This window comes from Saccharospirillum sp., assembly GCF_040881935.1.
In the GTDB taxonomy this organism is placed as follows: Bacteria; Pseudomonadota; Gammaproteobacteria; order Pseudomonadales; family Natronospirillaceae; genus Saccharospirillum.
The window spans coordinates 18,852-38,668 of record NZ_JBBECH010000015.1 but is presented as its reverse complement, the minus strand read 5'-3'; the positions used below and the strand labels follow the sequence as shown (position 1 = coordinate 38,668).

Genomic DNA, 19,817 nt, shown 5'->3' with positions numbered 1-19,817 from the left:
GGGTTTACAACCCTGCCCCAAACACTCTGACGATGAGTATCAACTTGCCACAGAACCGCTTGGGGCAGAAATGTAGGGGCCGGATTAACCGGCCCCAGTGCATGCTATAAGCTCAGTTACCGGACTTGAAACGTGTCCAGCTGCGAGTAATTTCCCGCATGATGCTGTTGGGCAGAATTTCGTTGGTGAACAACTCTGCACCCTCAGGTGGGTAGATACCCGGGTTTTCCAGAATCTCGGGATCGATAAACGGCTTGGCGGCTTCAACCGGGCTGCCATACCAGACGTAGTTGGTAATGCCCGCCGCTACTTCTGGCTCCAGCACAAAGTTAATGAACTCATGGGCTTCTTCGACATTACGGGCATCCGCCGGGATCACCATCATGTCGGACCAGAGTACAGTGCCTTCTTCAGGGATGAAGTAATCGACTTCCACCCCGGCACCCGCTTCTTCAGCGCGTGCCATCGACTGAAATACATCACCGGACCAACCGATAGAGACGCAAACTTCACCATTGGCCAGGTCAGAGATGTAGCGTGAGCTGTGGAAATACTGAATGTGCGGACGCACCTTCATCAGCTCAGTCAGCGCCGCACGATAGTCCGCAACGCTGCGGCTGTATGGGTCGCGGCCCATGTATTGAAGCATCAGCGGGAAGATTTCGTTACCGGAATCCAGAAAGGTAATGCCGCATTCAGCCAGTTGCGACGCGTATTGTGGATCAAACACCAGATCCCAACTGCCTACCGGCGCGTCGTCACCCAGAATTTCCTGAATCTTGCCGACGTTATAACCAATGCCGTTGGTGCCCCACTGATAGGGAACTGCGTATTCATTGCCCGGGTCGAAGTTCTCCAGGCGCGCCATCAGCTCCATATCCAGATTGTCGTAATTGGTCAGCGCAGACTTGTCGAGCTCCTGGTAGGCACCGGCCTGAATCTGGCGGGCCATGTAATTGGTGGTTGGAACGACCAGGTCATAACCGGTCTGGCCGGACAATACCTTGGCTTCCAGCACATCGTTGGAATCAAAGACGTCGTAGACCACCTCGATACCGGTTTCAGCGGTAAAGTCAGCGAGTGTGTCCGGACCGATGTAATCAGACCAGTTATAGATATAAACAACGCGATCCTCAGCAATCGCCGTACCCGCAACGGCCGCTGCCAGTGCGGCGATCGCGATGGTCTTCTTATGTTTACTCATCGAAAGATACTCCCCTGCATCATTTTTTTATTTGATCCTTCGGCTGACCAGGCCAGCATCCGGACCACCTACCTACAGTAAAATGAGATGATCAAAACACCAAAAGAATTTATTCACCACCCGGACTTTCTTTTAGCAGCTGGGCCAAGGTGTGGTCCAGTGCCCGGCGCGTTTTGGCAACCAGCTCATCAATCTCGCTCGGCTTGATCACCAGCGGTGGTGACATCAGCATGGTGTCACCAGTAGCGCGCAACACCAGTCCCTCGGCCAGAGCGTAGTCCCGGCACAAGGTGCCGACCCTACCTTCCTGAGGGTAGCGGCTGCGGCTGGCTTTATCCTGAACCAGCTCAACCGCACCCAGCATACCCACGCCGCGAACTTCGCCCACCAAAGGATGATCCGCCAGCGTTTGCAACTGCGCCTGCAAGTAGGGTGCCGTTTCCTCGCGGACCCGGTCGACGATGCCCTCTTCGCGCAAAATTCTCACATTCTCCAGTGCCACGGCTGCACAGACCGGGTGCCCGGAGTAGGTAAAGCCGTGATTGAACTCGCCGCCGCGGGTCTTGAACAGCTCAGCAACGCGGTCGGCCACCATCACCCCGCCAATGGGCAAGTAACCGGAGGACAAACCTTTGGCAATGGGCATCAGATCCGGTGTCAGGCCAAAATAGTCGGAGCCGAACCATTCACCGGTGCGTCCGAAGCCACAGATGACTTCATCAACGACCAGTAAGAGATCGTATTTTTTTACGATGCGTTCGATTTCAGGCCAGTAGGTATCCGGCGGAATAATAACGCCACCCGCACCCTGAATCGGCTCAGCAATAAAAGCCCCCACTGTCTCTGGTCCGAGTTCCAGAATTTTGTCTTCCAGCGCCTGGGCCGCCACTAGACCAAAGTCGTCTGGCGACAAATCACCTCCCTCACCAAACCAATAAGGCTGGCGAATATGGGCGATACCGGGAATCGGCAAATCACCCTGGGCATGCATAGGGCCCATGCCGCCCAGGCTGGCACCGGCGACTGTCGAGCCGTGGTAGCCATTGTGTCGGCCAATAATGGTTTTCTTAGCAGGCTGACCCTTCAGATCCCAATAGCGGCGCACCATGCGCAACACGGTGTCATTGGCTTCACTGCCGGAATTGGTAAAAAAGGTGTGATTGATGTGCTTCGGCGCGATCTCAGACAAGGCTTTAGCCAATTCGACCGCAGGAGGCGTCGCCGATTTGAAAAACAAATTATAGTACGGCAGCTGGCTCATCTGCTTAGTGGCGGCGTCGACCAACTCCTGACGACCATACCCCAGGTTGACACACCAGAGCCCGGCAAAGGCATCCAGATACTCATTGCCTTCACTGTCCCAGAGCGTGACACCCTCAGCCCTGATGATAATGCGGGCACCTTCCCGGCCTATGGCACCGCTGTCACCAAAGGGGTGCAGCATATGGTCGGCACCCTGATGTTGCCAGTGTTCGGTTTGAGTCAGTGACGGTACGGCTGTCATGACAGCTCCCCCTGTTCAATTGAAATACAAGTTCGGAGTTCGATCCTGTTGCGTTGCCTGGAGTCCGTATCAGTCACCGGTCATGCCCCTCCGGGGTCGGCGTAAACCCGTCCATGGGGCCTAGATCGCAGCATCCATGCTGCGAACTACCCCGGAGGGGCATGACCGGCACCTGATACTTAGCCTGTTGCGAACTCTGAAATTTGAATTGAAATACAGTTAGCCTGGATTCAGCGCTCTTCTGTAGCCCGATGAGGCCAACGTTTTACACAGTACTCAGCAGGAACTCACGCTCCCACGAACTGATCACCCGCTTGAAGCCCTCGTATTCAGCCCAGCGCGTGGCAATGAAACCATCAACGAACGTTGGCCCGAGCAGTTCCCGCATTTCCTGACACTCGGACATAATTTCCAGAGCTGCTTCCAAGTTGAAAGGCACATCCGGGTCGGCCTCTTTACCGGCACGTCCGGTCACCGGTTTGCGCGGTTTAAGATCGTTTACCATACCCAGATAACCGCAAGCCAAGTTGGCTGCCATGGCCAGGTAAGGGTTGGTATCCGCACCTGGCAGGCGGTTTTCGACACGGCGCGCTTCCGGCGATGCCTGTGGCACACGCAAACCAACCGTGCGGTTTTCCTCACCCCATTCAATGTTCACCGGCGCATTGCCGTCGGCACCCGGTAAATAGCGCCGGTAGCTGTTCATGTTCGGCGCAAACATCGGCATCAGTTGCGGAATGTAGGCCTGCAAGCCGCCGATGTAATTCAAGAACAGCTTGGACGCGGTACCGTCCGGATTTGAAAACAGATTTTTACCGGTTTTGACATCCACCAGCGACTGGTGAATGTGCATGGAACTGCCCGGTTCCCCGGTAATGGGCTTGGCCATAAAAGTTGCACCAATGTTGTGCTTCAAAGCGGCTTCACGCACCGTCCGTTTAAACACAAACACATGGTCGGCCAGCTTCAGGGCATCGCCATGACGGAAGTTGAATTCCATCTGGGCAGTGCCTTCCTCGTGAATCAGCGTATCGATATCCAGGCCCTGGGCTTCGCACCAGTCGTAGACATCTTCAATAATCGGATCGTATTCGTTGGCGGCATCGATGCTGAATGACTGACGACCACTTTCCTTGCGGCCCGACCGGCCAATCGGTGGTTCCAGTGGCAGATCCGGGTCGGTGCAGCGCTGGGTCAGGTAAAATTCCACTTCCGGTGCAACAATGGGTTTCCAGCCTTTGGCTTCGTATAAGCCCAGCACTTTTTTCAGCACCGCACGCGGCGACAATTCAATCAGGTTGCCGACGCTGTCGTAACAATCGTGAATTACGTGAGCGGTGGGCTCCAGGGTCCAGGGAACCAGAAAGGCCGCGTTCGGGTCCGGGCGCAGAATCATGTCGATGTCGGCCGGGTCCAGAATGCTGTAGTAGGATTCATCGTCCGGGTAATCGCCGGTAGCCGTCTGCAACAGCACGCTCTCGGGCAAACGAATGCCACGTTCGGCAATGAATTTACTGGTGGGCATGATCTTGCCGCGCGCGATGCCGGTCTGATCTGGCGTGATGCACTCCACTTCGGTCACGCGGTTGTCTTTAAGCCACTTAATTAATTCGTCCATACAGGGTTCGTTCGGTTGTCACGCTCTACACGCATCACCGAACGCCTCAAACAGTTGTCGTTGTTGGGGGTTGTTCATAACCTGCCATTCCGGGTGCCACTGCACGGCCAGGGCAAATCGCATGGCGGCGATTCGCACTGCTTCGATCAAACCGTCCGGTGCAGTGGCTTCAACCTCTAAGCCGCCCCCAAGCGTTGCTACACCTTGAACATGCAAGGAGTTTACCTCCAGGGTGTCAGTCGAAAGAATCTGTTGCAGTAACCCACCCCGGGTCAGTGCAACAGGGTGCGCCGGTGCGTACTGCTGCGCCAGCGACTCTGATTTAGTTTCGCGATGTTCCTGCAAGCCCGGCACTTCGTGTAAAGCCTGGTGCAAGGTACCGCCGAGCGCTACATTCACTTCCTGAAATCCACGGCACGCTGCAAACAATGGCAGATCCCGATCCATGGCGGCTTTAATCAATGCCAGACTCAGCGCATCACGACGTTCATCGTAGACCTGATCCGGTAACGGCGCTGCCCCATAGTGTCGCGGATGCACCATAGAGTAACCACCGGTCAGGAAGAGACCGTCAAGTCGGCTTACACAGGAAGTGGGATTGAACAGATCGGTCAGAGCGGGTATCAACACAGGCGTTACACCAGCGGCCTCGGCCAGTGCAGTCAGGTACTTGTCGCCCGCCATATGAAAGGCGTGTGGCGGTACCATGTTGACATCGCAGACGACGCCGACCAGCGGTCGGACACGTTCGGGCTGCATGCAAACCCCCTGTGGTGTAGTGCTTTATTATGACCTGAAGCGCCCCGTACCCTGCACTCCATTAAGTGCTAAATACCGGTGGCTGCTCAGGTGTTTATTTTTTACCACGTTACCATAAAAAATAATCAACACAAGGCGCTGAAAAGCCCGAATGTTAATTATATAAAACATTATGAGCCGTTTTAGGCCCCATAGGCGGGGGTGGTGTCAATTATTTTAACCACAGCTCTTGAGCTTAGCCCCAATTTGAGGTTAGCTTGATTCATTTAATCAATCACCTCCGGGGCATGGCTAAAACCACTACACTGGGTGGTTGACGGCGACAAGGTCACGCCTGCCAGCGATGCAACCCATAAGGAGCCCTTTCATGACAGATTCGATGATTCACAGCCTCAGTTTTATCGACGGCGACTGGGCAACAGCTCAGTCAGGCCGAACCTTCGATGTTACCAACCCGGCCAATGGCGAGTGTCTGGCTGTGGTGACCGACTGCGGACCTGAAGACGCTAAACTGGCCATCGAAGCCGCCCATCGTGCCTTTGGTCAGTGGAAAAATGAAACCGCCAAGAGCCGAGCTGCCATACTGCGCCGCTGGTTTGATCTGATCATGAACCATCAGGACAGGCTGGCTGAGCTGATGACACTGGAGTGCGGCAAACCGCTGGCCGAATCCAAGGGCGAAGTGGCTTATGGGGCCTCCTTTATAGAGTGGTTTGCCGAAGAGGCTAAACGCGCTTATGGCGACGTGATTCCAACCCCGAACAATGATCGCCGTATTCTGGCGATCAAACAGCCAGTGGGAGTCTGCACCGCCATTACGCCGTGGAATTTCCCGCTGGCGATGATCACCCGCAAGGTTGCACCGGCACTGGCCGCTGGTTGCACTATTGTAGTCAAGCCCGCTGAAGCTACGCCACTGACCGCCCTGGCAATGGCCGATCTGGGTCGGCAGGCAGGCCTGCCCAAAGGCGTGCTGAACGTCATCACCGCCAGCAATGGCAAGGCCGTTGGTGAAGTCCTCAGTACCCATCCGCTGGTACGCAAGGTCAGCTTTACCGGCTCGACCCCGGTGGGCAAGACGCTGATCCGCCAGGCTGCCGACACGGTAAAACGGGTATCGATGGAGCTCGGTGGCAATGCCCCCTTTATTGTCTTCGACGATGCTGACATCGATGCCGCCGTCAAAGGCGCTATGGCTTCGAAATACCGCAATACCGGTCAGACTTGTGTCTGCGTGAACCGCTTTCTGGTGCAGGATGGTGTCTACAACCGCTTCGCCAAGGCCATGGCCGAAGCCAGCGCCGGGCTCAAGGTGGGCAATGGCATGGACGATGGCATCACCATTGGCCCGCTGATCAATGAAGCCGGTGTCGAAAAAGTCGAAGCTCTACTCAGCGACGCCACCGACCAGGGTGCCAAAGTGCTGTTGGGTGGCAAGCGCCACGATCTGGGCCACAGCTTTTTCGAACCGACGGTACTGACGGATGTCACACCCACCATGCGTGTCAGCCGGGAAGAAATTTTTGGCCCCATCACCGCCCTGACCCGGTTCAAAACCGAGGAAGAAGCGGTGCAACTGGCGAATGACACACCCTTTGGTCTCGCTGCCTATTTCTACAGCGGCAATTTATCGCGCATCTGGCGTGTGGCCGAAGCACTGGAATACGGGATGGTCGGCATTAATGAGGGTATTATCTCAACTGAGGTCGCGCCCTTTGGTGGCGTGAAAGAGTCGGGGCTCGGCCGTGAAGGCAGCCAGTACGGTATCGACGAATACCTGGAACTCAAATATTTATGCATGGGCGGTCTCGACCGCTGATCCTTTTGGTGACAAGGCCGCCCACCTATTAAGTCGCTGTGTCAGGCCCGGTGTTCCGGGCCGTCATCGCCAACGATGAGAAAGCATCATGTCACACCCCGAAGTAACCGCCTTTCTGGAGCAACACCCGGACGTAACCACCATCGAACTACTGGTGACCGATCTCAACGGTGTGCTGCGCGGCAAACGCATTGAGCGTGAGCTGCTGGAAAAGGTGTATGAAGAAGGTTTTAACCTGCCCGGCTCCGTGATGGCGCTGGATGCCACTGGCACCACCGTTGAAGAAACCGGCCTCGGCGCCGAAGATGGCGATCGCGACCGGCTCTGCCTGCCGGTAGCCAATACCCTGGCAATGGTGCCCTGGCACGCCGATGGCGACCGGGCCCAGGCGCTGTTCACCATGTTCGAAACCGATGGCGTAACCCCCTTTCGGATGGACCCGCGTCAGGTGCTGATGCAGGTGGTCAACCGCTTCAATGAGTTGGGCTACACACCCGGCATTGCCGTGGAACTGGAGTTCTACCTGATCGATACCGAACGCGATGCCGACGGCCAGTTGCAGCCACCGGTGTCTCCGGTCAGTGGCCGGCGCATGAGTTCCAAGCAGGTCTATTCGATGGACGACCTGGACGATTACGACTTCTTCATCCGCGATGTGCTCGACACCGCCCATGAACAAAACATACCGGCCGACACCGTCATCACTGAATACGCGCCCGGCCAGTTTGAGGTGAACCTCAACTACGGCAACGACCCGATGCGCGCCGCCGACGAAGCGGTGATGCTGAAACGGGTGATAGCTCAGGTAGCCCGCAAGTGGGAAATGGAAGCCACCTTTATGGCCAAGCCCTACATTGAAGAAGCGGGCAGCGGCATGCATATTCACCTGAGCCTGATGGACAGCGACGGCAACAATATTTTTGCCAGCGAAGACCCGGAAAGCGTGCCGGAAATGCGCTGGGCAATGGGCGGCCTGATCGACATGGCCGACCATGTTCAGGCGCTGCTGTGCCCGAACATCAACAGCTACCGCCGACTCAACCCGGATGCCTTTGCCCCCACCGCCAAAACCTGGGGTTACGATAACCGCACCTCGGCGCTGCGCATTCCTTCCGGCAACATAGAGGCAACGCGCATCGAGCATCGCCTGAGCGGTGCCGATACCAACCCCTATCTCGCCGTCGCCGTGGTGCTGGCAGGCGTAACCGAAGGTTTGCAAAACCACATCGAACCGCCGGAACCCGTAGAGGGCAACGTCTACGATCAGGACCACCCGGAGCTCGCCGACAATGGCCGCGACGCCCTGCGTTCGATGATTCTGGATGAACGAGTAAAAACCTGGTTCGGCGCCGACTTCATCGAGATGTACCTTATTTGCAAATGGAGCGAAGTGCGGCTGTTCGAACGCCAGGTAACTCCAATGGAATACGAGCTTCTGCTACCCTATATTTGAGCGGCCGGGCTTTCTTTTGTGCCACGAGCCCGTGTCAGGCACCGTGCCGCGAGTTCGTACCAGCCACTGGGTATGCCTATCCGGGGTCGGCGTGAACCCGTCCATGGGGCCTAGACCACAACATCCATGTTGTGGACTTCCCCGGATAGGCATACCCAGCAGCAGGCACTTTGTTCGTAGCAACCGCCGAATGCTGAGTAAAAAAAACGCTGACTGAACGGTGGGAAACACCTCAAAAATAACGCTGGTGTTTTCGCCATTTTCAGGAAAAATACGCGCCCCTGAGACTTCAGGGTTAACCCCGAGGAGCCAAGATTAATGAGACAGGTAACCGTAGCTGCCACCCAGATGAGCTGTGGCTGGGACGTTGACGACAACATTGCCAAAGCCGATGCCCTGGTGCGTGAGGCGGCTGCAAAAGGCGCACAGATTATCCTGATTCAGGAGCTGTTTGAGCGCTGTTACTTTTGCCAGAAGCAAAAGGAAAGTTACCTGGCTTTTGCCACCCCGGTCGATGAAAACCCGGCGGTAAAGCATTTTCAGGCGGTCGCCGCTGAACTGAAGGTGGTGTTGCCGATCAGTTTTTTTGAGCGCGCCAACAACGCCCTCTACAATACCGTTGCCATCATCGATGCCGATGGCAGCAACTTGGGCATCTATCGCAAGACTCACATTCCTGATGGTCCGGGGTATTCGGAAAAATTCTATTTCACGCCTGGCGATACCGGTTTTAAAGTCTGGGACACCGCTTATGCGCGCATTGGCGTGGGCATTTGCTGGGATCAGTGGTTCCCGGAAACCGCCCGGGCTATGGCACTGATGGGTGCCGAACTGCTGTTTTACCCAACCGCCATCGGCACCGAACCGCAGGACCACAGCATCGACTCGCGCGATCACTGGCAGATCACCCAGCAGGGCCATGCTGCGGCCAACCTGACGCCGTACATCGCCAGTAACCGCACCGGCGTTGAATCTGAAGGCGAACAGAACATTACCTTTTATGGGTCGTCGTTCATTGCCAATGAACTGGGCCAGAAAGTGGCTGAATTCGACCGCCATGATGAGGGCGTGCTGGTGCACACTTTCGATCTGGATGCCGTGGCCAGCACCCGTCGCGCCTGGGGTGTTTTCCGTGACCGCCGTCCGGATCTGTACAACCCGCTGATGACCAAGGACGGAGGCCGCTGATATGCCAGCGCCGCTAATCTCGACACCGCGTGCGGACGGTTATGTCATGCCCGCCGAATGGGCACCGCATAGCCAGACCTGGATGCTGTGGCCAGAACGGCCGGATAACTGGCGCTACGGCGCCAAGCCAGCCCAGGCCGCCTACACGGCGATCGCCGAAGCCATCGCCCGGTTTGAACCGGTCAGCATGGGGGTGTCGGCGGACCAGTATGAGAACGCCTGCGCCCGACTCAGTGCTGGTATTCGGGTGGTCGAATTATCGTGCAACGATGCCTGGGTCAGAGACACCGGACCGACTTTTATCATCAATGGTGAAGGCGGGTTGCGCGCCAACGATTGGGAATTCAACGCCTGGGGCGGCCTGACTGGCGGCCTGTACCAGCCGTGGAACCGGGACGATCAGGTGGCGCAAAAGATTTGCAACATGGAGCGCATCGAGCGCTATCGCACTGAGGGCTTTGTGCTTGAAGGTGGTGCCATTCATGTCGACGGCGAAGGCACGCTGATGACTACCGAAGAGTGCCTGCTGAACAACAACCGTAACCCGCACCTGACGCGGGCGGAAATAGAGCAACGGCTGCGCGACCACCTGAGCATCGACACTATTTTGTGGGTACCCGATGGCATCTACAACGACGAAACCAACGGCCACATCGACAACATGGCGTGCTTCGTTAAGCCGGGCCATGTGGTCCTGGCCTGGACGGACGACGACAGCGACCCGCAATACCACCGCAGCCGTCAGGCTTACGATTACCTCAGCGCCCACCGCGACGCCAAAGGCCGGTCGCTGAGCATCACCAGGATGCCGCTGCCCAAGCCGCTGATGCAGACGGAGAGCGAGGTCGACGGCATCGACTGGGCCCAGAAAGCCTGGCCGCGCCGCGCTGGCGAACGCATGGCGGCCAGCTATGTGAACTTTCTGATGGTCAACGGGGGGATCATTCTACCGAGCTTCGACGACCCAAAAGACGAGATCGCCGCCAACATTCTCAGCGACCTGTGCAAGGATCGGGAGGTGGTGCAGGTGCCGGGCCGGGAGATTCTGCTCGGCGGTGGCAACATCCACTGCATCACCCAGCAGCAGCCTTTAGCCTGAGAACGCGAGTTAGCCCGGGAGCCATTTTCCGAACTGGCTTAATCCGACTTTGAGGTGGGAAGCCGCGCCAGGCATCGGGTAGGTCTCAGGCGGTCGCTGTAAATACATCCATGTAAGCTCGGCGGTCCCCCTCCATGGGGACCGACGCCCGCCTGAGACCTACCCAATACCCGGCGCTGATCCTCCAATGTTGAATCAACTGGTCTGAATCCAGGTTAAAGATGCCTTTGCGGCCGCATTTCGTTACTCTTCCCGTTCATTGAGACAGCCATCACGAGACATTCATGCTCTACACATTTTTAAAGGACACCGCCCAGTTTTTTCGCCAGCACCTGATCGCCCTGATCATCATTACCGTGGGGCTGGGCTTCGTATTTGAAATACTGTTTGTACTGCTTAAAGGGGCCTTTGCCGATATGCCCTATGCCTGGCCCCTATTACTGCTGCAATGGGTCGGCGGTGTCTGGGCTTCGGCCGCCGTCGTGCTTTATGCGCGTGCCTCGCTGAACGGCCAGTACATAGCTCCCAGAGAGGCCATTACCCAGGCACTGCCCTGGGTGCTGCCATTGGCCGGGGTGCAACTGCTGACCGGTTTGGCCGTGGGGCTCGGGCTGCTGCTGATCGTTCCAGGCATTTATTTCGGGGTCAAACTGGTGCTGGCGACCTTTTATCTGATCGACGGGCGCGAACCCATTCCCGATGCGATGCGTAAAGCCTGGATCGGCAGTCAGGGGTTTGGCTGGGTCATCTTTGGCGGGTATGCGCTGATCTACGGCATTCTGCTGCTGGTCACCCAGATTCTGATCGGCAGCCTCGGGCTGGCTGACGGGTATGGCCCGGTCAATTTCATCGTGACCCTGATCTTCAAACCGGTCGGTGCCTTTGCTTTGATTTTTGGCTATCGCGTCTACTCGGAAACCCGTAAACAGCCCGCCAAACCCTGATCCAGAGCCTTACCCGTTCGGTGGATAACACAGCCTGGATTCGGCCGCAAGCGACATTTACTCACACCTACAGAGGGCGCCCGGTCTCTTACTGTCAAGCCATTTTCTCCATTAAAAGGCTCTAAAATAGGCTTGACAGCCCCGGCGCAGCCTCATACTGATCGGCAACCGCCTCGCCAAACTTACCCACAGAAAATGTGGATAACCTTCTGCATAACTTTGGGACAAGCCATCTGAATGCAGATCTTTTCCCACTACCATGGCGTTCCAGCGGTGTTGGAAAATCTGGCTGATTTTCCAACACTCCCACCCGGGAACAAGGTCGGACGAGGGGCTGTCCGCAGCCATCACTCACCCTGTCTGTGGCGCGACACCCGTTCCATAGCCTTCAGAATATCCCTCCAACTGACCACGCCCAGCGGCTAATGGCTCGATGACACCTTCGGCAAGCAAGCGTCAGTCGAGCCCTTCTCCCCGGCGTATCGCGCCCATTTCTTCCCGGGCAATGACCAAGCCACCCTCTTCGCGCGTGGCTTCGATGCTGCCATTGCCATTTTCATCAACGCCATTGATCATCGCATTAACCAGCCAGGCCATGTCGTCCAGGGATTCCTGTGCTGCCGATACCGAACGGGCATCCAGGGCCTTGTTGCCAGCGCGGGTGGCCAGTTTTGCCAGCGATTCGGCGTTTTTCAACGGATTACGAACCCGCAGATTGTTGTTGATGATGTTGTCGGACGCACCGGGAGACTGGGCGGAATACAGGGTGTGCTTTTCGGCACCGTCTGCCCCGGCAACAACCCCAAACCCCAATCCGGGCCCGCTGCTCTGCTCTTCAGGGTCCAGCGCATGCAAGGCATGGCCGACGTGCAGTTTAAGCGTGGCAAGATCGCCGCCATGGCCTTCCGCCAGCGCGACATGGTCCATGGCTATCCCGGCTTCCTGCATGGCCACGGTCATGAACCCCACCTGGCTGGGCGCTTCCGGCCAGGAGGTCGAGACATGTTCGAGGTGCATATGGGCAACATTCATGGTGGATTCGGCCTGAGCACCGCTCACCACGGCATAGGCCACACAACAGGCTATCTTGTTGAGTGTCATTCGCTTCATCTGGCTACCTACTTTTATTATTGATGGCCCTGATTAGACGAAACCAAGCGGGTTTTGGATGCATATCAATACGAATTAACCAACAGATCAGCCTTACCGGACGTGTTTCGCAAGGTAACTATCAAGTTTGTTAGCAAAGGCCATCCGGTCGGAATTGTCCATCGTTTTTTGCCCACCGGACTGAATACCACTGGCGCGCAGGGTTTCCATAAAATCCCGCACATTAAGCCGCCCGCGAATGTTGTCCCGGGTGAAGGCTTCACCCCGGTGGCTCAGCGCACTAGCCCCCTTTTCAATGACCTCAGCCGCCAGCGGAATGTCACTGGTAATCACCAGATCATCCGCGTCGGCCAGCCGGACAATTTCATTGTCCGCCACATCAAACCCGGCCGGTACCTGCACCGAGGTCACATACTTCGATGGCGGCGTCCTGATGTACTGATTGGCCACAAAGGTGGTCTGAACCTGAGTCCGCTCCGCCGCCCGAACAATAATGTCTCGAATCACGATGGGACAGGCGTCGGCATCTACCCAAATGCGCATATTGATTACTCTGCATTGCTTTATCCGCGTTATTTTCGCACATTCCGGGGTTAAAGGAGATGTCTGGCCGGTGGCACTGGTGGGCTGGCTGGGTGGCACCGTTCAAAGCAGGCTTAATGCCATACGGTGGCAAGAAACCGCAACGGGCACCGGGTACGGTTCTGGCGGTCGCTGCAAGTACCTCCATGTAAGCTCGTCGGTCCCCATCCCTGGGGACCGTCGCCCGCCAGGGCCGTACTCGATGCCTACAGCTGGTCTCAATCGGTTAGATTAAACGTGTTTTTCAAACCATCTAGATGCCCAGTTTATCTCGCAATCCGTAGTAGGTGGCACCGATGGCTGTATAAGGCGCTCTGAACAGTTGGCCCCCAGGGAAACGGAAGTGTTTCAGGCTGGCGAAGGCGTCGAAGCGTTCTGCCTGGCCGCGTAGCGCTTCGGCGATCAGTTTGCCCGCCAGGTGGGTGGTGGTGACGCCGTGGCCGCTGTAGCCCTGGGCGTAATAAATGTTGTCGCCGATGCGGCCGAACTGAGGCAAGCGGCTCATGGTCAGCAGGAAATCACCGCCCCAGGCGTAGTCGAGTTTGACGCCCGCCAGTTTCGGAAAAATGGATTCAATGTGCGGGCGCAAGAAGCGCTCGATGGAATCCGGATCACCGCCGCCATAGGTGACGCCGCCGCCGTAGAGCAAACGAAAATCTCCGGTAATCCGGTAGTAATCCAGCTTGTAGTTGCAGTCTTCCACGCACTCCAGTTGCGGAATCAGTTCGCGGGCCCGCTCTTCGCCAAGCACCTCGGTCGCGACGATCTGGGTGCCACAAGGCATCGACTTGGCCGCCAGTTCCGGCACCAGATTACCCAGGTAGGCGTTACCGGCCACCATGACGTACTTGGCACGCACCTGGCCCTGATCGGTATGCACAACAGGCTCAGCGCCCCGGTCGATCTTCACCACTCGCGAGTCTTCAAAAATCTGACCGCCCTGCTGTTCAATGGCAGCCGCTTCACCCAAAGCAAGATTCAGCGGGTGAATATGACCACCCCGATTGTCGCGCAGGCCGCCGATGTACTGGTCGGATTTAACTACTTGGCGCACCGCATCCCGATCCAGAAAATCGAGTTGAGTATGGCCATAACGCTCCCACAGGGCTTTCTGCTCCTGCAACTCGTGCATCTGGCGTTTGTTGAACGCCACGAACACTCCGCCATCGCGATAGTCGCAATCGATGTTGTAGTCGCGAATGCGCTGACGAATGATGTCGGCGCCTTCAAACGCCATGCCGCCGAGCATTTTGGCGGTATCCATCCCATAGTTTTTTTCGATCACATCTAAGTCGCGACTGTAGCTGTTTACCAACTGGCCGCCATTGCGACCGCTGGCACCGTAGCCAATGCGCGCTGCTTCCAGCACTACCACCTTAAAGCCAGCCTCAACCAGGTGCAGGGCTGTGGACAGGCCGGTAAAACCGGCACCGATCACACAGACATCGGTCTGCACAGATTCAGTCAGAGCGGGGCGGTCCGGGTTCGGGTTGGCGGTAGCGGCGTAATAGGAACCGGTATGTTCGGTACGACGGGTCATCTGGGGCTCCATAATCAAGAAAAAAAGGGGGGACGCTGATAATTCCAGTCCTGGAATTCGCGACGATCTGAGTGTCAGGTGCCGGGTGTGGCTATCCGGGGAAGTCCGCAGCAAGGATGCTGCGGTCTAGGCCCCATGGATGGGTTCACGCCGACCCCGGATAGCCACACCCGGTGCCTGACACGGGCTCATGGCAACACAACGAACCGAACTCCAGGACTTGAGTTAACCAGCCAACATTATTCCATGGTAGGCATAACAAAATTTGCACCCATATCGCCTTCCGGCCAGCGCGCGGTCACGGCTTTACGACGGGTGTAAAACCGAACGCCTTCCATACCATGCATGTGGTTGCTGCCGAACAGTGAACGCTTCCAGCCGCCGAAGGCATGAAACGCCATCGGCACTGGAATGGGCACATTTATACCAACCATGCCGACCTGAATATCGCGCGTGAACTGACGGGCCGCGCCACCGCTGCGGGTGTAGATTGAGGTGCCGTTGCCGTATTCGTGCGCGTTGATCAGTTTGACCGCGCTGACGTAATCCGGCACTCGCACCACGCACAATACCGGTCCGAAAATCTCTTCCTGGTAGATGCTCATTTCCGGGGTAACATAGTCGAACAGGCAACCACCGATGAAATAACCGGTCTCGTGGCCGGAGACTTTATGGCCGCGGCCATCAACCACCAGGGTGGCGCCTTCTTTGACGCCGGCATCCACATAACCGGTTACTTTAGCAAGATGCTCTCGGGTGACCAGCGGGCCCATATCCAGGCCTTTTTCGGCACCGTTGCCAACCTTCAGGGTACGGGCTTTCTCGGCCAGTTTTTCCACCAGTTCATCGGCAATATCACCGACGGCTACCGCCACCGAAATGGCCATGCAACGCTCACCGGCCGACCCATAGGCCGCACCGGTTAAGGCATTCACCGCGCCGTCGATGTCAGCGTCGGGCATGACAACAAGATGGTTTTTGGCACCGCCGAGCGCCTGTACCCGTTTACCATGGGCACTGGCGGTGCTGTAAATGTATTCTGCGACGGGCGTTGAGCCAACGAAGCTCACCGCCTGAACGCCAGGATGCGTCAGCAACACATCGACGGCTTCTTTGTCGCCGTTTACAACGTTGAACACCCCGTCGGGCAAGCCCGCTTCTTTCAGCCATTTGGCCACCAGCAACGGCGCGCTCGGGTCTTTTTCTGACGGTTTCATAATGAAGGTGTTGCCACAGGCAATGGCCACCGGCCACATCCACATCGGCACCATAGCCGGGAAGTTAAACGGCGAAATACCGGCGACCACACCCAGCGGCTGGCTGACCGACCAGGCATCGACGCCACGGCCGACCTGTTCGGTAATTTCACCTTTAAGCAGGTGCGGAATACCGCAGGCAAATTCGACCACTTCCATGCCGCGCACCGCTTCACCGCGCGCGTCTTCAAACACCTTGCCGTGTTCGGCACTGATCACTTCTGCCAACTCATCCAGCCGTTCTTCGAGCAGCATTTTGAAACGGAATAATACGCGCGAGCGGTTCAGCGGTGTGGTCTCAGACCAATCGACAAAAGCCGCCTGGGCCGCCCTGATCGCACCGACGACTTCATCGGCACTGGCCAGAGATACGTCGGCCGTCTGTTCACCCAGCGCCGGGTTAAACACCGGGCCGTTACGCTTGCTCGGCGCGGTGGTCGCGCCGTTGATAAAGTGAGTGATCTGTTTCATCGAGTTTCCCGTTTTTAATTGGGTGTTTCAGCCCCGGAGCATAATCATCGGAGCCGGTTTAATCGGTGGCTTCGATCGCGGTTTTTAGCGTCGCCATTAACTGGTCAATCTGGGCTTCATTGATGATCAGCGGCGGCGACATGGCGATGGTGTCGCCAGTACAACGCACCAGCGCATTGCCTTTCCAGTAACAGTGGTGGAACACATCATAGCCACGAGCACCGGGCGCCTCGCGCGATTCCAATTCAATGGCGCCAATCAAACCGATGTTGCGAATGTCTTTGACGTTACGTGTGCCTTTCAGGCTGTGCAGCGCCTCCTGCCAGATCGGCTCCATCTCCAGAGTGCGCTCGAACAGGCCTTCTTTCTCGTAGATATCCAGCGTTGCCAGGCCAGCGGCAGCGGCCACCGGGTGCCCGGAGTAAGTGTAGCCATGGAACAGCTCTATTGCCGATTCAGGACCGTGCATAAAGGCATCGTGAATGAAATCGGCCGCGAATACTGCGCCCATTGGAATGGCACCGTTGGTCAGGCCCTTGGCCGTGGTCATCAGGTCTGGTGTGACACCAAAACGGTTGGCCGCGAACGCCTGGCCTACACGACCAAAACCGGTGATGACTTCATCGAAAATCAGCAGAATACCGTGCTGTTTGGTCAGTTCGCGCAAGCGCTGCAAATAGCCTTTGGGCGGCAGAATAACGCCTGCCGAGCCGGCAACGGGTTCCACGATGACCGCGGCTATGGTGTCCGCGCCGTGCAGCGCAATCGTCCGCTCAAGATCCTGAGCCAGGTCGGCACCGTGCTCGGGCAGACCCTTGCTGAAGGCATTTTCAGGCACCAAGGTATGGCGCAGATGATCAACCCCGTTCAGGCCCAAGCCAAACGCTTTGCGATTGTTTACCAGGCCGCCAACGGAGATGCCGCCAAAACCGACACCGTGGTAGCCCCGTTCACGGCCGATCAGGCGGGTACGTTCACCCTGACCTCGCGCTCGATGGTAGGCCAGAGCGATTTTCAGGGCGGTATCGACCGATTCAGAGCCTGAATTGGTAAAAAATACCTTATTAATGCCATCGGGCGTGTGTTTGATCAGCCGCTCAGCCAATTCAAACGGCTTGGGGTGTCCTATCTGAAAGGTCGGGGCGTAATCCATTTCGCTGATCTGGCGCGCAACGGCCTCAGAAATATGGGCACGACCATGACCGGCATTCACGCACCACAAGCCCGCCGTGCCATCCAGCAGGCTGCGTCCGTCCTCCGAGGTGTAATGCATGCCTTCGGCACCGACCAGCAGCCGGGGTTCGGCCTTGAATTGTCGGTTGGCGGTAAACGGCATCCAGAAGGCGTCGGTTTTCGCCGGTGACACCGTCGAACGGGCCGTCTTGGTTTGTTGCTGAGACGTATTGTCAGGGGTCTGGGTCATGGCCGTTCTCGCTCCGACTGAACCGGGCGCTACCGCCGGGGTTGCGCCTTAGATGTTTGTTATTTCGAACACACAGGGGTCAGTGTATGTAAAATAAATAAAACATCAAGGCTTGCTGTGGCCTTGATTCGCTAGGGTCATCAAGGCAGTTCTGCTAATAGCTATGGGTCATATAGTGTACGACGTCGACCATGCTGATGCGCGTCCGTCGCGTTCAATATATTGAAACCCGGCCAGCGACTGGGGTAAGGTAACGTGCAAAGAATGACACTGACTAACAGGTTCCCCAACATGACCGATACCCTAGAATACTGGACTCAACGCGCCGCCGAGCTCAAGCCTGAAGGCCGCGCCTTTATTAATGGCCAATACCAGCCCGCCCAATCCGGCGAGACCTTCGAAAGCCGCAGCCCAATCGACAACCGGCTACTGGCCAACGTAGCCGCCTGCGACAGCGCCGATGCCGATATCGCCGTGCGCCATGCGCGCGCTGCCTTCAACGATGGCCGCTGGTCGCATCTGCCTCCTGCCAAGCGCAAAACCATCATGCTGCGCTTCGTCGACCTGATCAAACAGCATGGCGACGAATTGGCTCTGCTGGACACTCTCGACATGGGCAAGCCCATTTCCGACGCCCGCAATGTCGACATTCCCGCCACAAGCCGTAGCCTGCAATGGTCGGCCGAAGCCATCGACAAACTGTACGATGAAATTGCCCCGACCGGTCCCGGAGAGCTTGGCCTGGTATCGCGCGAGGCCGTCGGCGTCGTGGCCGCCATCGTGCCCTGGAATTTCCCGATGATCATGGCCAGTTGGAAAATTGGCCCGGCGCTGGCCATGGGCAACTCAGTGATTCTCAAGCCTTCGGAAAAATCCCCATTGTCGGCGCTGCGTTTAGCGGCACTCGCCAAAGAAGCGGGTATTCCCGACGGCGTGTTCAACGTTCTGCCCGGCTTTGGCCACACTGTCGGCAAGGCGTTGGCCCTGCATATGGATGTCGATACTCTGGTGTTCACCGGCTCCACCGCCATTGCCAAGCAACTGATGATCTACGCTGGCGAATCCAACATGAAGCGCGTCTGGACCGAAGCGGGCGGAAAATCACCGAACGTCGTCTTCGCCGACGCACCGGACCTTGCAGCCGCCGCCAAGGCCGCTGCCGAGGGCATCTGCTTCAATATGGGTGAAGTCTGCACCGCTGGCTCTCGTCTTTTAGTTGAGGCCAGCATTGCCGATGAATTCATGGCCGAAGTACTGCGCGCTGTGCAGGACTGGAAGCCGGGCAACCCATTGGATCCGGCCACCAACGTCGGCGCCATCGTCGATGAAACCCAGTTCAAACGAGTTCAGGGCTATATCGACACCGGCAAAACCCAGGGTGCCCGGCTATCGACCGGTGGCAACCGCGCCGACGCCGTCGATGGCGGCTTCTTTATGGAGCCTACGGTGTTTGAAGATGTGACCCGCGAAATGACCATCTTTAAAGAAGAAATCTTCGGCCCGGTACTCTCGGTAATACGCTTTACCGACGAAGCCGACGCCCTGGCCATCGCCAACGATTCCATTTACGGCCTGGCAGCCGCCGTCTGGACCAGCAACCTGAGCCGCGCCCACCGCTTTGCCCGTGGGCTGCGAGCCGGTTCGGTATGGGTGAACCAGTGGGATGGTGGCGATATGACCGCCCCCTTCGGTGGCTACAAGCAATCTGGCAACGGCCGCGACAAATCGCTGCATGCCTTCGATAAATACAGCGAGATCAAAGCCACCTGGATCAAGCTGTAACCTCAACAATGGTTGGAATTGTTTAGGCAGTGTTGGTGTGCGAGCCCCTTTTCAGCATGTTCGTG

At 57.1% G+C, this 19,817-nt stretch carries 15 protein-coding genes; 6 read left to right on the top strand and 9 right to left on the bottom strand.

All coding sequences use genetic code 11. The features are described 5' to 3' along the window. Window positions 1-112: 112 nt before the first annotated feature. From WEB54_RS01395 to WEB54_RS01380, 4 genes are all read right to left on the bottom strand, one after another. A complete protein-coding gene (locus WEB54_RS01395) occupies window positions 113-1,204 on the bottom strand; it encodes a polyamine ABC transporter substrate-binding protein (RefSeq protein WP_368052860.1) in 1,092 nt (363 codons plus the stop codon). Between the two features lie 109 nt (window positions 1,205-1,313). Continuing rightward, complete coding sequence (locus tag WEB54_RS01390; RefSeq protein WP_368052859.1) at window positions 1,314-2,708, bottom strand: aspartate aminotransferase family protein; 1,395 nt, start codon at window positions 2,706-2,708, stop codon at window positions 1,314-1,316. Window positions 2,709-2,973: 265 nt separating this feature from the next. Next, the gene (locus tag WEB54_RS01385) at window positions 2,974-4,326 is read right to left on the bottom strand and encodes a glutamine synthetase family protein (RefSeq protein ID WP_368052858.1); all 1,353 of its coding nucleotides are present in this window, start codon (window positions 4,324-4,326) and stop codon (window positions 2,974-2,976) included. A gap of 18 nt (window positions 4,327-4,344) precedes the next feature. Next, window positions 4,345-5,085 carry a gamma-glutamyl-gamma-aminobutyrate hydrolase family protein gene (locus tag WEB54_RS01380; protein ID WP_368052857.1) on the bottom strand — a complete coding sequence of 247 codons (741 nt, stop codon included), beginning with the start codon at window positions 5,083-5,085 and terminating at the stop codon, window positions 4,345-4,347. A gap of 379 nt (window positions 5,086-5,464) precedes the next feature. Here WEB54_RS01380 and WEB54_RS01375 point away from each other — a divergent pair, with 379 nt between their 5' ends. The 5 genes from WEB54_RS01375 (at window position 5,465) to WEB54_RS01355 (ending at window position 11,588) form a co-directional block, all read left to right on the top strand. Next, window positions 5,465-6,904 (top strand): NAD-dependent succinate-semialdehyde dehydrogenase, encoded by a 1,440-nt coding sequence (locus WEB54_RS01375; RefSeq protein ID WP_368052861.1) that lies wholly within the window; start codon window positions 5,465-5,467, stop codon window positions 6,902-6,904. Between the two features lie 88 nt (window positions 6,905-6,992). Then, a complete protein-coding gene (locus WEB54_RS01370; RefSeq protein ID WP_368052856.1) occupies window positions 6,993-8,357 on the top strand; it encodes a glutamine synthetase family protein in 1,365 nt (454 codons plus the stop codon). Window positions 8,358-8,675: 318 nt separating this feature from the next. After that, window positions 8,676-9,545 (top strand): N-carbamoylputrescine amidase, encoded by an 870-nt coding sequence (gene aguB / locus WEB54_RS01365; RefSeq protein WP_368052855.1) that lies wholly within the window; start codon window positions 8,676-8,678, stop codon window positions 9,543-9,545. Window position 9,546: 1 nt separating this feature from the next. After that, window positions 9,547-10,644 (top strand): agmatine deiminase, encoded by a 1,098-nt coding sequence (gene aguA, locus WEB54_RS01360; protein WP_368052854.1) that lies wholly within the window; start codon window positions 9,547-9,549, stop codon window positions 10,642-10,644. Between the two features lie 284 nt (window positions 10,645-10,928). After that, window positions 10,929-11,588, top strand: a complete 660-nt coding sequence (locus WEB54_RS01355) for a hypothetical protein (RefSeq protein WP_368052853.1) — start codon at window positions 10,929-10,931, stop codon at window positions 11,586-11,588. Between the two features lie 456 nt (window positions 11,589-12,044). On the opposite strand, the gene WEB54_RS01350 is transcribed toward WEB54_RS01355, so the two are convergent. The 5 genes from WEB54_RS01350 to WEB54_RS01330 all read right to left on the bottom strand — a co-directional run bounded on the left by WEB54_RS01350 (window position 12,045) and on the right by WEB54_RS01330 (window position 17,970). Next, complete coding sequence (locus tag WEB54_RS01350; RefSeq protein WP_368052852.1) at window positions 12,045-12,698, bottom strand: hypothetical protein; 654 nt, start codon at window positions 12,696-12,698, stop codon at window positions 12,045-12,047. Between the two features lie 93 nt (window positions 12,699-12,791). Beyond that, window positions 12,792-13,241 carry a YaiI/YqxD family protein gene (locus WEB54_RS01345; protein WP_368052851.1) on the bottom strand — a complete coding sequence of 150 codons (450 nt, stop codon included), beginning with the start codon at window positions 13,239-13,241 and terminating at the stop codon, window positions 12,792-12,794. Between the two features lie 292 nt (window positions 13,242-13,533). Then, on the bottom strand, window positions 13,534-14,820 hold the full coding sequence (locus tag WEB54_RS01340; protein ID WP_368052850.1) for an NAD(P)/FAD-dependent oxidoreductase: 1,287 nt from the start codon (window positions 14,818-14,820) through the stop codon (window positions 13,534-13,536). Between the two features lie 239 nt (window positions 14,821-15,059). Continuing rightward, a complete protein-coding gene (locus WEB54_RS01335; protein WP_368052849.1) occupies window positions 15,060-16,547 on the bottom strand; it encodes a CoA-acylating methylmalonate-semialdehyde dehydrogenase in 1,488 nt (495 codons plus the stop codon). Between the two features lie 58 nt (window positions 16,548-16,605). Further along, window positions 16,606-17,970: an aspartate aminotransferase family protein gene (locus WEB54_RS01330; protein ID WP_368052848.1), complete on the bottom strand. Its 1,365-nt coding sequence runs from the start codon at window positions 17,968-17,970 to the stop codon at window positions 16,606-16,608. 291 nt (window positions 17,971-18,261) lie between these two features. On the opposite strand from WEB54_RS01330, the gene WEB54_RS01325 reads away from it, so the two are divergent. After that, window positions 18,262-19,752: an aldehyde dehydrogenase gene (locus WEB54_RS01325; protein ID WP_368052847.1), complete on the top strand. Its 1,491-nt coding sequence runs from the start codon at window positions 18,262-18,264 to the stop codon at window positions 19,750-19,752. Window positions 19,753-19,817: the final 65 nt, after the last annotated feature.